The 14,705-nt window shown below is 37.2% G+C and carries 13 protein-coding genes and 1 pseudogene; 11 read left to right on the top strand and 3 right to left on the bottom strand.

Translation table 11 applies throughout. From position 1 onward, the window contains the following. From M3182_RS01040 to M3182_RS01025, 4 genes are all read left to right on the top strand, one after another. A complete protein-coding gene (locus M3182_RS01040) occupies window positions 1–1,248 on the top strand; it encodes a glutamate-5-semialdehyde dehydrogenase (protein WP_251555816.1) in 1,248 nt (415 codons plus the stop codon). Window positions 1,249–1,297: 49 nt separating this feature from the next. Further along, window positions 1,298–2,404 (top strand): branched-chain amino acid aminotransferase, encoded by a 1,107-nt coding sequence (locus M3182_RS01035; protein ID WP_251429470.1) that lies wholly within the window; start codon window positions 1,298–1,300, stop codon window positions 2,402–2,404. Between the two features lie 234 nt (window positions 2,405–2,638). Next, the gene (locus tag M3182_RS01030; RefSeq protein ID WP_251429473.1) at window positions 2,639–2,911 is read left to right on the top strand and encodes a hypothetical protein; all 273 of its coding nucleotides are present in this window, start codon (window positions 2,639–2,641) and stop codon (window positions 2,909–2,911) included. 58 nt (window positions 2,912–2,969) lie between these two features. Then, the gene (locus tag M3182_RS01025) at window positions 2,970–3,887 is read left to right on the top strand and encodes a CBASS cGAMP-activated phospholipase (RefSeq protein WP_251429475.1); all 918 of its coding nucleotides are present in this window, start codon (window positions 2,970–2,972) and stop codon (window positions 3,885–3,887) included. A gap of 224 nt (window positions 3,888–4,111) precedes the next feature. Here the strand turns inward: M3182_RS01025 and M3182_RS01020 are convergent, their stop codons facing one another. Beyond that, window positions 4,112–4,918 carry an AAC(3) family N-acetyltransferase gene (locus M3182_RS01020; RefSeq protein WP_251429479.1) on the bottom strand — a complete coding sequence of 269 codons (807 nt, stop codon included), beginning with the start codon at window positions 4,916–4,918 and terminating at the stop codon, window positions 4,112–4,114. A 186-nt stretch (window positions 4,919–5,104) separates the two neighbouring features. Here M3182_RS01020 and M3182_RS01015 point away from each other — a divergent pair, with 186 nt between their 5' ends. Beyond that, the gene (locus M3182_RS01015) at window positions 5,105–5,968 is read left to right on the top strand and encodes a dimethylarginine dimethylaminohydrolase family protein (RefSeq protein WP_251555814.1); all 864 of its coding nucleotides are present in this window, start codon (window positions 5,105–5,107) and stop codon (window positions 5,966–5,968) included. Window positions 5,969–6,102: 134 nt separating this feature from the next. On the opposite strand, the pseudogene M3182_RS01010 reads toward M3182_RS01015, so the two are convergent. Continuing rightward, window positions 6,103–7,325 (bottom strand): annotated as a pseudogene (locus M3182_RS01010) (IS110 family RNA-guided transposase). Window positions 7,326–7,932: 607 nt separating this feature from the next. On the opposite strand from M3182_RS01010, the gene M3182_RS01005 reads away from it, so the two are divergent. The 3 genes from M3182_RS01005 (at window position 7,933) to M3182_RS00995 (ending at window position 9,760) form a co-directional block, all read left to right on the top strand. Then, window positions 7,933–8,523 (top strand): class I SAM-dependent methyltransferase, encoded by a 591-nt coding sequence (locus M3182_RS01005; protein WP_251429486.1) that lies wholly within the window; start codon window positions 7,933–7,935, stop codon window positions 8,521–8,523. A 62-nt stretch (window positions 8,524–8,585) separates the two neighbouring features. Next, window positions 8,586–9,359, top strand: a complete 774-nt coding sequence (locus M3182_RS01000; protein WP_251429489.1) for a class I SAM-dependent methyltransferase — start codon at window positions 8,586–8,588, stop codon at window positions 9,357–9,359. Window positions 9,360–9,454: 95 nt separating this feature from the next. Continuing rightward, window positions 9,455–9,760, top strand: coding sequence for a hypothetical protein (locus M3182_RS00995; protein WP_251555813.1), 306 nt, complete (start codon window positions 9,455–9,457; stop codon window positions 9,758–9,760). A gap of 55 nt (window positions 9,761–9,815) precedes the next feature. On the opposite strand, the gene M3182_RS00990 is transcribed toward M3182_RS00995, so the two are convergent. Beyond that, a complete protein-coding gene (locus M3182_RS00990) occupies window positions 9,816–10,979 on the bottom strand; it encodes a glycosyl hydrolase family 18 protein (RefSeq protein WP_251556018.1) in 1,164 nt (387 codons plus the stop codon). 245 nt (window positions 10,980–11,224) lie between these two features. Between M3182_RS00990 and M3182_RS00985 the strand changes: the two genes are divergently transcribed. The 3 genes from M3182_RS00985 (at window position 11,225) to M3182_RS00975 (ending at window position 14,699) form a co-directional block, all read left to right on the top strand. Then, entirely contained in the window at window positions 11,225–12,079 is an 855-nt protein-coding gene (locus M3182_RS00985; RefSeq protein ID WP_251429495.1) for a MurR/RpiR family transcriptional regulator, read from the top strand. Window positions 12,080–12,142: 63 nt separating this feature from the next. Continuing rightward, window positions 12,143–13,528, top strand: coding sequence for a YjiH family protein (locus M3182_RS00980; protein WP_251555811.1), 1,386 nt, complete (start codon window positions 12,143–12,145; stop codon window positions 13,526–13,528). 28 nt (window positions 13,529–13,556) lie between these two features. Further along, entirely contained in the window at window positions 13,557–14,699 is a 1,143-nt protein-coding gene (locus M3182_RS00975; protein WP_251429501.1) for an amidohydrolase, read from the top strand. Window positions 14,700–14,705 lie beyond the last annotated feature (6 nt).

Below are 14,705 nucleotides of genomic sequence, written 5' to 3'. Positions count from 1 at the left end.
ATGAGTGAAGTCGTTAATAAAGGAAAATTAGCAAAAGAAGCAAGCAGAATATTAGTAGGTGTAGACACAGAGGTGAAAAATAATGCTCTTGAATTAATTGCTGATCAATTGATTGTAGATAAGGATACCATCCTACTTGAGAATCAGAAAGATTTAGAGACAGGTAGGCAAAATGGACTTTCAGAATCCGTTCTTGACAGAATTATGTTAAATGAGAAACGAATACAAGATATGGCGGATGCAGTTCGCTTGTTAATCCAATTAAAAGATCCAATTGGAGAAAACTTAGAAAATATTGAAAAAGAGAATGGGCTTATCATCAAGAAAAATCGAGTTCCAATGGGTGTAATTGGGATGATTTACGAGGCCCGTCCAAATGTAACGATTGATGCAGCTACACTCGCATTGAAAACAGGTAATGCAGTTGTCTTACGTGGAAGCTCATCTGCTCGATACTCCAATATCGCATTGGTTCACTCGATTCACCGTGCTTTACAAAATAGTGCACTTCCAATGGAAGCTGTACAGTTACTTGAGGATACTAGTCGAGAAACTGCAAAGGAGTTATTCCATTTAAAGGAATACCTTGACGTATTGATTCCAAGAGGTGGAAAAAATCTAATTGACACTGTGGTTAGAGAATCAACCGTTCCAGTGATTGAAACAGGTGCGGGGAATTGCCATATTTATATTGACGAAAGTGCAGAAAAATCGATGGCTGAAGAGATTGTTATTAACGGAAAAACACAAAGACCATCTGTCTGCAATGCGATTGAAACAGTATTAATTCATGAAAAATGGTTTGCAAAACATGGGCAGGGTTTGTTATTGATTCTTGACCATCATGGTGTAGAAACCTATGGAGATGAAACAGTTTGTCAAGAGTTTTCTGCAGCGAAACCTGCTACGGAAGAAGATTGGTATACGGAGTATCTAGCTTTATCTGTCAGCGTGAAAATTGTTAAGTCGGTAGACGAAGCCATTACCCATATCAATCAGTACGGTACAAAACATTCCGAAGCCATTATTACAAATGATGAAAGAAATGCTGAAATTTTCCAAACGAGAGTGGATGCAGCGGCGGTTTATCATAATGCATCAACACGGTTTACTGATGGATTTGAGTTTGGTTATGGTGCAGAAATCGGAATTAGCACACAAAAATTACATGCAAGAGGACCAATGGGGCTTGAGGCTTTAACTTCTAGTAAATTTTTTGTATATGGGAATGGTCAAATTCGTAAATAAATGTCATAATATTATTAAAATATAATTTATTGAACAGGGGAATGAATATATGACAGATTTTAAAATTGAAGTCAACTTAACAACGGAACCAAAACAAAAACCGGATTTCGATCATCTCGAGTTTGGGAAGAATTTTACCGACCATATGTTTATTGTCGATTATACAGAAGGAAAAGGCTGGCATGATGCTCGTATTGTTCCATATCAGCCGTTAACCCTTGATCCGGCATCGATGGTTTTCCATTACGGGCAAACAGTTTTTGAGGGTTTGAAGGCTTATCATACAGAAAATAATGATGTATTGCTTTTTAGACCTGACATGAACATGAAACGCTTGAACCGTTCAAATGATCGACTATGTATCCCACCGATCGATGAAGAGTTAGCATTAGCAGCGATTCAAAAGATAATCGATATTGAAAGAGAATGGGTTCCAACCGCACAGGGAACTTCTCTATATATTCGTCCATTTATCTTTGCAACCGAGCCTTACTTAGGTGTTGCTCCATCTAGTCGTTATAAGTTTATTGTCATTCTTTCACCTGTAGGGGCTTATTACAAAGAAGGTATTAATCCTGTTAAAATTGCTGTCGAACGCAAGTATGTGCGGGCAACAATTGGTGGAACAGGAAATGCAAAAACGGCTGGTAACTATGCAGGGAGTTTAAAAGCCCAAGAAGTAGCAGAAAAAGAAGGGTATTCTCAAGTTCTTTGGTTAGACGGAAGAGAAAATAAATACATTGAAGAAGTTGGAAGTATGAATATTTTCTTTAAAATCAAAGGTAAGGTTGTGACCCCGAAATTAAATGGAAGTATCCTTGAAGGGGTAACGCGTGACTCCATTCTTCAACTTTTAAAACATTGGAATATTCCTGTATCTGAACAACAAATATCGATGGAGGAACTTTATCAAGCATATAAGGATGGGCACTTAGAAGAGGCGTTCGGAACAGGGACTGCAGCCGTGATTTCACCTGTTGGTGAACTTTTCTGGGAAAACGAAAAGCTAATTATTAATAATGGGGAAACTGGAGAGCTATCTAAGAAATTATACGATACTCTTACAGGGATTCAACTTGGTACGGAGCCTGATCCATTTGGTTGGACAGTAAAAGTAGAAAAGCAAGAGCCTGCAACCGCTGCACAACCGAAGTAAACTTTTCGTATTTAATCAACAAGGATGTTTTCTTAAAGTTTGGAGCTAAAACGCGAAATAAGCCTTTCTCTGCGTTATCCTTTATTTAGAAGCGTAACGAACTATGGAATGGAATCATAGCTAAATTATTCTATATTCCACAACCGTGTTTTGAGAAAAGAGCCATAAACAAAAAAGAAAAGTGCAGGAATTCATCTCCTTGAGTCGAATTATTTTACCGAGGAGATGAATTCATTGGATAAGGTTATAATCGTAACTTTCAGGGTTAAAGGATTACCTGTCCCAATCAAAATTGCATCACAAATAGAACCAACCATTAATCAAATTATGAAAATGGTATCGGAACTTGCTGTGAAAAATCAGCTTGAAGGCGATATTCAATTTAGGAAGTTCCTTCAAGAAAAAGAACAAAAAATGTACATATATGATATTGGGAATCGGAAATGTATGGTGCTAGTAGAAAAGCTTGAAAAAGTCATGGAGTTCGAATCGGAAAAATCAGAGTAAATGTAATTTCATAATGGTAGAAAAAAAGGGGAACCTAATCGAAATTGCAGAATGCTAGGTGATTGCTTTGAAAATTCTATGCATCGATGGTGGCGGGATTCGTGGCGTTTTCGCGATTGCCATTTTAAAAGCGATAGAAGAAGAATATCAGCAAAAGATTGGCACTCTTTTTGACTTGATTGCTGGAACAAGTACAGGTTCAATTATTGCTTCGGCTGTTGCATTAGAAAAGGAAATGGATCCATTATTAGCGCAGTACTTAAAATACGGGAAGCAAATTTTTCTCCGTGAAGCTAAAGTTGGTCTATTCAAGAGTGTTTACAGTGATCGACATTTGCGAAGCCTCTTAAAAGACTCTTTTGGAGATACTCTTTTATCAGACGTAGAAAAACATCTGCTAATTCCAACGGTCGATTTAACTCGCGGTAAACCCTATGTTCATCGAAGTAAAGGCCCGAATGAAATGGATGAAGTTTCTGTGAAACTTTGGGATGCAGTTCTATCCTCCTGTTCCGCTCCTGTCTATTTTCCACCTAATAATATTGGGAATAAATATTTGTCCATAGACGGCGGTCTTTGGGCTAATAACCCATCTCTTGTGAGCTTAACCGATGCCCTTCATTACCATCACCAAACCTTAGAATCAACACAAATTTTATCAATAGGGACTGGTAAACAAAACATTGATTTTTCAATAGATGGTGAAAAGTACTGGGGTTTGCGTCATTGGTTACCGTTCGAATTGCCATCTTTTAAAGTAACGCCAAAATTAATTGATCTTGCTATGGATATTTCTTCTGAATCTGTTTCTTACCACTGTAACTTACTACTCGGGAAGAATTATTTAAGGATTAATAAAGAGCTTGGCGAAGAAATGCCATTTGATGATGTAGAATATATGGATAAACTCATTGGATTTGGGCAACAGACTTTTGCACAGTACAAACAAGAAATTACCCAATTTATTAATAGGTGATTTTAGACAAATAGAAGAATCAGACTTATCTGTTGATAGTCCGATTCTTTTGTTTTGTTCAGTTTTTTATACATTTATGTAAGACTGTTTTTTTTTCTGTTGTGGCTGTTAATTTACTTTAGTAATTTAACAACAATCTTAATAATACAGGTTTCTGGTAATTAGAAAATATCATGTTTCGTTTTCATTCTCTCACTTAACAAAATGATTTTACCGTGTCTTTACTAATCAACCACAGGTTGTTTGGCTAGCCATGTAATTCCAAACTCCACTAACGGTTGCATTTCTACAATAATTGTTTTTGCCATTCCGAGTTTTCCTTCAAAAATTTCACCGCGAAATTCTTTTGCAATCTCTGGGAATCGATCAGAATCCATATCCAAGCATTCATATTCCACCCAAGCACGTTGACCATCTACCAGCATCGCAGCTCCTTGTAGTGAGGTTGAACGGTTTTCTTGGGCATATTCCGCAAAATGGAGAGCCGTACATGAATCAAATCCAGTACCAATTAAAATGATCTTTACGTTTGCATTCATCATTTTTCCGAGTGGGGATGTTTCCCCGAATGAGTCATCTAGTGGGTGTTCGCACATCCATTCCTCAGCATCATATCCCCAAGCCATAAACGAATGAGCGGGATGAGGACTCCTAATTGTAGCAGGATGTCGATGAAAACATTCAGCAATTTTCCCCATTTCTCTTAATGGAGTGAGATGGGGGTCAAAAGCCGGAAAAAAATCACGAATCGATTGGTGCCATTCTGCTGGAACGGGCGGTGCCATCCAATAAGAGGGTTCAGAATTATCAGCAGACTGTGCAGGCATAACGATTGTACCGCTAGTTGTGACCGTTTCCATTAATGCTTCAACAACCGCTTGTGCACCACCAGCAATCCAGCCCATCGAACTTAAGGATGAGTGGACCATGATTTTGTCACCTGGTCCAATCCCAAGGTCTTTTAATTGAGATTTTAATGTCTCTTTAGATTGAAATTGAGGGGTGTTTAAAATTTGATTAAGTTCATGCAATTTTAGTTCAACTCCTTCTTACAAACTATACCATAGCCACATTTGTAAGAGCGGGGAAAGAATAAATTTTTCAACCTTTTCGTTATCAATTTGAAAAGAAAGATTGCTTATGTCTAATGCCTGTATCAGTATTTGTTTCCAGTTCGGGGTATATTAAAAATCGAAGGATTTATAAGGAGGTTTAGTATGACCGTTAACTCTAATATGGAACATAAGACAGCTTGTTTTACTGAATACGATACACTAAAACGAGTTATCCTTTGTCAACCACAATATATGACGATTCGAGATGTGATCAATGAAACGCAAAAGCACTTTAAAGATGAAGGGATACATATCGATCGGGCACTAGAACAACATGAAAACTTTGTTAAAACGCTAAAATCCTATGGAATTGAAACAATTTTACTGCCATATCATAAAAAGTACCCCGAACAGGTATTTACACGTGATATCGGCTTCACACTTGGAAAGACTGTTTTCGTAGCTGATATGGCAAGCGAGGTTCGCCAAGGAGAAGAGAATGTTCTTCGTCAATGGCTCGAAGATGAAGGTTTCTCCTATTATAATATTGTGGGGGATCATATCGAAGGTGGCGATGTTATCATCGATCGCGAGACCATTTACATCGGATTAAGTGCTCGAACCAATCAACAAGCAGTAGAACACTTAAGTCAATTATTAACAAGTTTTGATGTGAAAGGAATAAAGTTTAAAGAAACTTACCTTCATCTTGATTGTGTCTTTAACGTCATTTCCCCGGAACTCGCAATCATTTACCCTGAGGCGTTGACTAAAGAAGATATTGAATTGTTTGGATCCAGATACGAATTAATTGAGGTTTCTAAGGAAGAACAATTTACACTAGGAACAAATGTCTTATCTATTGGAAACAAAAAAGTGATCAGCTTGCCTGTTAATAAAGAAGTGAATAAACAGTTAAGAGATCGAGGGTTTGAAGTCATCGAAGTGGATATAACAGAAATTATTAAATCAGGCGGATCATTCCGATGCTGTACTATGCCAATTTTAAGAACAAGCGGGGAATAACCCCGCTTGTTTTTCTATTTAGAAGGCTCTTTTCTCAAACTACCCTGAAAATTTTTCTTAAAAAAGGCAATAAGAAAGTAAGGGATTCGTTTATCGTTTTTTTGAATCCCTTATTCAGGATATAAAATCTGGATTTAAGCAGTTTGTGGCGACAAAACTACTTCATATCCTAACTTCTTTAAACTCTTTAACGCCTTGTTCTTTTTAATTTCTATCGCTTGGTTTTTATAATGACCGGAACCTAATTCTTGATATTGTTCTTTTCTAGTTAATAAATGATAAACAATAACTAAAAGTTGACGGGCAATGGCAACAGCTGCTTTTTTACTACCACGCCTTCGTTTTATACGGTGGTATTTAGCCTGAAGGTAACTATCTTTTTTTCTTATAATGCTATTTGCTGCTTCAATTAGAGCACTCCGAAGATGTTTATTCCCATTCCTTGTTTTGGCAGGTCTTTTTTTCCTGCACTTTCATTTTGACCTGGAGCCATCCCAGCCCAGGAGGTCAAATGATTAGCTGTTGGAAATCGAGTCATATCTGGTCCAACTTCAGCTAATAATTGTTCAGCTGTTTGTCTGCCTATTCCAGGTATGCTATCCATATACCTTATATCTTCTTCAAAAGAAGATGTTCTTTTTTTAATTTCTTCATCCAATTCGGATATCTGCTCTTCCAAAAATTCTATATGCTCTATTTGTTTTTTAAGCATAAGACGTTGGTGGGGACCAATTAGTCCATTCAAGGATTGTTCTAATAGCTCTTTCTTTTTTCTAAGTTTACCTTTAGATAACTCAGCTAATTTAGTTGGTTCAATGTTGCCTTTAATTATTTCGTTAATAATAGCTCTCCCAGAAACTCCTAGTACATTTGAAGCAACGGAACCAAGTTTTATATTGGCACCTTCTAACACTTTTTGTATGCGATTGGCCTCTCTTGCTTTTTCGTCAATTAAACTTCTGCGATAACGAACAAGTTCGCGTAGTTCTCTCTGCTCTCTTGATGGAATATAGCTCGGTTTTAAGAGGCCATGTTTTAAGAGTTCTGCTATCCATTCTGCATCCTTAACGTCCGTCTTACGACCAGGTACTTGTTTAATATGCTGCGCATTGACAACATAAGCTTCAATATCAGGTTCCAACTCAAGAAGATTATAAATTGGTTTCCAATAGACCCCTGTACTTTCCATCGCCATATGAGTACAGTTATGGGAGCGAATCCAATCTATAAGTAATATAAGATCATCTGTCATGGTCCCGAAGGTTTCGATATGTTTTTGATTAGGCAGTAGCACACATGCAGTTATGCTTTTCTTGTGGACATCTAAACCACAGACAAAGTTGCTAATTATACGCACAAAAAATACCTCCCCTGTTTAAAAAACAGCGAACATAGTTCGGAAGCTTACTGTGTAATCTACCCTACGTGCTTCTCTAAGAGAGCGACAATACATGGTACACTTGCATTCCGACGGTCCGTCTTTGTTACGAGCTCGTTGACATCACGTTTGAACGACCTCTGTTTATGCACCGCATCTATTATTCTTTATGGGCAGGGGACAGCCATTTTCATGCATCATGGTGCGATATTTTTTGCATGGATGTCTTTGTTGTTTTTAGAGATAAAATGAAAAAGATCAGCCGTGTTTTTCGCTGGAAAGTAACTTTAAATCAGAAGAAAAGAGCCAGCAAACTTAGTATGAACGAACAAAATTGCTTATTTTGCGTTAAAATCGGCTTTAGGATTTTAACAACAATCTTTACGAAAAGAGCCATTTAGAAAAACAAAATTCTGCCTAGTGCAGGGATTATCTTTGTACTAAAATTTTTAGAAGACCAAATGAGACTGTCTATATCTAAATAGAAATTCTTTTTAGCTGTCGATTTCGTATTCTCAAGCTATAATAATGATAAGAAGGTTAGACGACAACAAAGAGAAATTAAGAAGGAAGTTGGGGTAGGGAAGTGAGTAAGACATTTTCAGAGTGGTATGATTTTTTTATGCGTCCGTTGGAAAAAGGAAGATTTAAAAAGATTCGCAAACAGTTATTAGAAGAGGCTAATGGAAAAGTACTTGAAATTGGTTCAGGGACTGGAGTAAATTTCCCTTATTATCGAGAAGTTGAAGTGACAGCAATTGAGCCGAGCGAATTCATGATTCGCCGTTCGTTAAAACGTAAGAATCAGGCAAATGTCCCGATAAAAGTGGTGCAAACAGGTGCAGAAAAGCTTCCTTTTGCTGACAATTCTTTTGATACAGTGGTCGCCACGCTAGTTTACTGCACGATTCCCAATGTTGATCAAGCATTGTTGGAAATGAGGCGGGTATGCAAACAAAATGGCAAAATTCTTATGTTCGAACATGTAAAAATGGAACAACCGTTATTGGCGAAATTACAAAAAGCATTAACACCCTTTTGGAAAAAGGTATGCGATGGTTGTTGTTTAGATCGAGATACATATCAACTGGTAAAGAGTTATGGATTAACAGTTGTTGATCTTAAAAAGTATTATCGTAGTCTGTTTATCTCAATGACGTTAAAAAATGAAAAATAGGTTTAAGCCACTGTTTTCATCATAAGCTTTAGTATAGTTCAACAAAAAATTGAGGTGAAAATTTGGAAGGTAAAAAACAGGTTATTCAACAATTCGGTAAAAATGCAGAGAATTATGTAACGAGTCACATTCATGCAAAGGGTGAGGATCTTCAAAAACTGACGGAGATTATTCGGGCGTGCAATCCCTCCGGTGAATTATTGGACATTGCAACTGGTGGGGGACATGTGGCAAACGCATTATCCCCTTATTTTCAACAGGTAGTTGCGCTCGATTTAACTCCAGAAATGATCGAGAAGGCAAAAGACTTTTTGAGGTCAAATGGAGTGAAGAATGTTGCTTTTGTTCAGGGTGATGCGGAAAATTTACCTTTTCCTGACGAATCGATTGGGACTATAACTTGTAGAATTGCAGCGCACCATTTTTCGAATGTTGAACAGTTTGTTCGTGATGTTTATCGTGTTCTAAAAAGCAATGGCCTGTTTATTCTGATTGATAATGTGACACCTGAAAACGATGGATATGATCATTTCTATAATCTTGTTGAAAGGCAACGCGATCCTAGTCATGTCCGTGCGTATAAAAAATCGGAATGGCTTACAAAATTAGAAACATCTGGGTTTTTCATAGAAGAACTGCATACATTTAGGAAAAAATTTGTGTTCAATAAATGGTGCGACATGATGGGGGTCACTCAAGACAGGAGGCAGGAACTGAGCAAAATGTTCCTTTCTTCCTCGCTAGAACAACAAAAATACTTTTCTATTGTTCACGATCATCAATCTGTTGAATCGTTTCAAGGGCAATCTATGTTGGTGGTAGCAAGAAAAGGTTAAGGATAAAGTTGGGAAATCAGCAGCTTTGTGTCATGAAACAAACACCCAAACATATAATGATGAAGGAATTGCAAATTATGTGGGGGAACTAGTTGATGAAGGTGTTTATTCTATCATTATTGACCATACTGTTAGGAGTCTTAATTTATATCAATATTTCTTTAAATCAAGCAAAAACGGTTTCGAACCAAGTTGATAAGGAGTATATCACACATTCCTATACAATTACGAAAATTGACCGTACCGGGTATTATGGCAAAGCCGATGATGGGCAGAGTATCTACATAAAAAAAGAAAATGTCAACATCGAAGAGCCTATAGAAGAAAATGACCGAATTCTTGTTTATTTTGAGAAGGAATTAAGAAAAGATGGGTTAGTGAAGGTTGAAGTGGATAAATAGTTTTATAAAACAAAAACACGATTTTCTTAGTTAAAGAGAATCGTGTTTTTTGTTTTTAATTATTTGTGTAGAGTTTTCCATTAGCGTTCACTTCACTAGATAACTTGTCTGAAATGGCAGCTGTCAAGCTGTGTGTCCCAGAGGTATCGTGTCCTACTTCCCATATCATCATCCCACCAAATCCATGTTGGAGAGCGAGTGTTGTTTTACGCTCCATCGTTTTTAGTCCATTGAAATGATAAGTAGTTCCATTCATTTCTACAGTATCATTGACAATGCTACTAGAATCATGATTGACAATAGCCGCATAGGAAACTTGCTTAATGTCAGGGTCTACGGGTTGGGCATAAAATGGTACTCCTAAAACAAGCTTTTCTTTTGGAATTTGGTGTGTGTTAAAGAGGTTCGTCCAATATTGGACAATGTTTTCAGTAAAAGTGTAAGAGGACAGGTTAGCAGCATTATAACCACCGTCCCATTGACCATCATAGGCCATTATATGAACTCGGTCAACATATTCAAACATCGCAGGTTCATATACTACCGAAGTGAGTTCGGTCCCAGCTACGCTATGAATTTTTGCATTAACAGCTACTGAAAGTTCTTTTTGTTTCGGTTTAAGATGCTGGCTTAATTCTTGAATAAAAAGAGTTAAATATCTCGCATCTTGATTAGAACGTGGATGTTCAAAGTCAATATCAATTCCGTCTAAATCTTCTTTTTCTACGATTCTCATAAGCTCTTTGACTAATTTGGTACGTGAAGTATCGTTTTCAATAGCAGATTTAAAATGATCATATGATTCATTTCCTTCAATATGGTACCAACCGCCGACAGCTAGAATCGCTTTTTTATTTTGTCCATGCGCTTTTTTCACTGTATGTCTTAAGTTATTTAACGCAGGATCACCATTTAACAATAATTCTCCATCCTTTGTCGGGTGAGCAAAAGAGAAAATAACATGTGTTAAATGGGTCATATCTAATTGGTCAGGATCGCGGAAGTCTTGAACATATCCAGTGAGAACCTTTGAGGGAGAGAGTGGAAGTTCAGGAAGTACCTTCCCCACAGGGTTTTTTTCTGAAATTGGGACGGGCAAGACATTACTAATCATTGTGGCTGAATTGCTAGGCTTGTTGTTGCTAGTCCACATACCTGAAAGAAAGCCTCCTGTAAAAAGTAAAATCATTATGAGAATCATAGAGAACTTGCGTTTCATCAAACTGAACCCCTCCTTTCATATATGCATTAAAATTCTATCAGAAAAACCCCCAGAGTGTGGTGGTAACAAATGTCAGGTGCCAGGCACCATCCAGATAATTGGTAATTTAGTGGATCTATGTTTGTATAAATATCAAATAATATGTTTTTTTATTCATTTTTTTCTTGCCAAAGCAGGATTTAATGCTTTATATTATAAAAAAGAAGTTTTTCCTTCATCATAATTCGGAAAGGGGTGGAAGGATGGAAAATAAGCAATTGAATGAAATCATTAAAGAAAGCTATCCTTCTTTGTCTCCAGGGCAGAAAAAAGTAGCTGAGTATATTAAAGCCCATTTGGATGAAGGGGCACTACATACAGCTTATCAAATTGGAAAAAAAGCTGGTGTAAGTGAAACAACAGTCATTCGGCTTGCATATGCACTTGGGTTTTCAGGATTTTCAGGTTTACAGGAAAAGATCCGCATTGATTGGTTGGCAGATAAGCATGCCTCTATGTTTGATGATACTGCTTCAAATGATGTAGTAGAACAATCCTCAATCTTTGAATCTGTGATAGCACGTGAAAAAAACGTACTGAATCAATTATTAAGCCAACTAAATCAAAACGATTTTTGGGAAGCCGTTGACAAAATTACAAATGCAGACGTTGTGTATATCGCAAGCTTCGGAAGTTCTTATGCGGCGGGGTATTGGCTGTATTACGCATTAAGACAATTTAGAGCGAATGTATACATTTCAAATCCGAATGGATTCATCCCTGAAGATGTGCAAGATTTATCCGAAGACTCAATTGTAGTAATTTTTTCTTATCCACGTTTCCGAACCGAAACCTTAACATTAATGAACATGGTCAAAAGGCAAAAAGTAAAAACGATTGCCATTACTAATAGACAACTCTCCCCTGTAGGACCATTGGCAGATATTACGTTAACCACAGAGGAAAAAGTAGAGAATGGACATAACTCCATTGCTTCGGTCATCAGTTTATTGGAAATGATTCTTGCAGGAATTCAAACTAGAGACCACGTCCATATTAGTGTCAGACAACGGAAGTTAGAACAACTTTATTCTAATCAAAACTTATTTATAGAATAGTAACTAGAAAGCTAGGATTTAATAAACCTAGATTTAAAAATATATAACTACTGAGGTGTAAGCATGAGCGGTATAACAGAAGCAAAAATAAAAACAACGAAAATTGATCAATCATTCACATTAATAGACTATTTAAAATTTCTAATTCCATCTCTAATCGGGATCTTATTGTTTATTGTTCCCATTAATATGGGTGATGGTATTACAGTTCCAATCGCGTTTTTATCAAATCAAATATATGGACTAATCGGGGATTGGATCCCAACGATGGTGTTAATTATTATGGTTATTTCTGTAGTAGGATCCCTAGTGGCAACGTTGTTGAAACCAAAATTAGTCCTAGAGAATAAAATGTTAAATACACTCTTTAATGTAAGCAAATTTTGGGTAATGGCTCGTTTACTCGGTACAATTTTTGCAGCGATGACCATCTATCAATTCGGTACTGAAATGGTATATTCTGAAAATACAGGTGGCTTGCTTCTTTATGATTTAATTCCTATTCTTTTTACTACATTCTTCTTAGCAGGTATGCTTTTACCATTATTATTAAACTTTGGCCTTCTAGAGTTTGTTGGTGCTTTGTTTATGAAAATAATGCGTCCTGTATTTACACTACCTGGACGTTCATCTTTAGACTGCTTAGCCTCTTGGGTCGGCGATGGCACGATTGGTGTCCTATTAACGTCCAAACAATATGAAGAAGGATATTATACAAAACGTGAAGCAGCTGTCATTGCAACAACTTTTTCAGTAGTCTCAATTACCTTTTCGATTGTTATCCTACAGTATTTAGACCTAGAAGCTCACTTTATTCCTTATTATGGAACAATTATTTTAGCTGGGTTGGTGGCAGCGGTTATTATGCCAAGAATTCGACCTTTATCGAAAAAAACGGATACGGGTTATGAAAAAGCTGAATTAAAAGAAGAAGAAAACATTCCAGCAGGCGTTTCTCAAGTTCAATGGGGTTTAAATAAAGCAGTCACAAAAGCAAAGAATAATGAATCCTTTTCATCTACGTTTAAAGAAGGTTTCCAGAACGTATCAGATATGTGGGTCGGCGTTCTTCCAATTGTAATGGCAATCGGAACGGTAGCGCTTGTTATTGCCGAGTTCACTCCATTTTTTACGATACTCGGAAAACCTTTTGAACCGATTCTTACACTCATGCAAATTCCAGAAGCTGCTGAAGCTGCACCAACGATGGTCATTGGATTTGCGGATATGCTGATGCCTGCCATTCTTGGTAGTGGTATTGAGAGTGAACTAACTCGATTTGTGATTGCTTGTGTTTCAGTAACACAACTTGTTTATCTTTCAGAAATGGGTGGCTTGTTATTAGGCTCAAAAGTTCCTGTAAGCTTTAAAGATTTAGTACTAATCTTTATTTTCCGTACGCTAATTACTTTACCGATTGTGGTAATTATCGCTCATATCTTGTTCTAAATTTTAGAATCTAACGGGGGAAAGTTCTATGAATCCGATGCAGTTTATAGATGATTATCAAACATTCATTTTAAACACCTATAAAGAACTCCATAAACTTGCAGAGCCGAGTTGGAAGGAAGAAAAAACCTCTCGTTACTTGCAAGAAATTTTAATTGATGCTGGTCTTTATGTCCAAGCATTTAAAGATCATTATGGATTTATTGCTGAAATCCGAGGAGAAAAGCCCGAAGTAATTGCACTTCGGGCTGATCTTGATGCCCTTGTACAAGAAAAGAATGGAGTCATCTGTGCGAATCATTCATGTGGGCATGACGCTCATAGCACGATGGTGATGATGACGGCCATTGCATTGTCTAAAATGAATACTAAGTTTTCTTATACAATCCGATTTATTTTTCAGCCAGCTGAAGAATTGGCTGGTGGTGCATTACAAATGATGAAAGATGGTGCACTAGATAACGTGAAATTTCTAGGTGGAATTCATCTACGTCCGGCTTTTGAAGTTGAGTTTGGCAAGGCAGCCCCCGTAATTCTTCATGGGTCTACTACGACTCTAAAAGGTACGATTAAAGGTGCTCAAGCTCACGCAGCTAGACCAGAGGATGGTAACAATCCGATTGAGGCTGCGTCGTTATTAATTCAGGCCATCAAACAAATTCGTTTACCGGCAGATGTTGGTGGTTATTCGATTAAAATTACTGAACTTCAAAGTGGCGTTGCCTCAAATGCTATTCCTGAGACTGCACATTTCACATTTGACCTACGTTCCGAAAGAAATGAAGGCATGACAGTATTAATCGAAAAAACTAAACATACTGTTGATAAAATTGCTGAACTAACCGAAACAGATATCCATTATCATATGGATGATGAATTTTCACCCGCTGCAGTAAAAAACATCCAGGCCGTTACGATAGCTGAAAAAGCAATTGGAGCTATTCTTGGAAAAGAAAAAGTCGTATCAGAATGCGTTTCACCAGGGGCGGAGGATTTTCATTTCTATACCATGAAAAATCCAGATTTGGCCGCGACAATGATTGGGCTTGGCTGCGGACTTGCTCCCGGGTTGCATCATCCAGACATGAGTTTTGATCATCAGGCTTTAATCTATGGAACAAAGATTCTCACGAAAATGATGCTAGAAGCAGATCAACAGAGTTGGGTATAATTAGTA

This window comes from Mesobacillus maritimus, assembly GCF_023715205.1.
Taxonomy (GTDB): Bacteria; Bacillota; Bacilli; order Bacillales; family Cytobacillaceae; genus Mesobacillus_B; species Mesobacillus_B maritimus_C.
The sequence above is the reverse complement of the archived record's forward strand: the minus strand, read 5'-3'. Positions and strand labels throughout refer to the sequence as shown.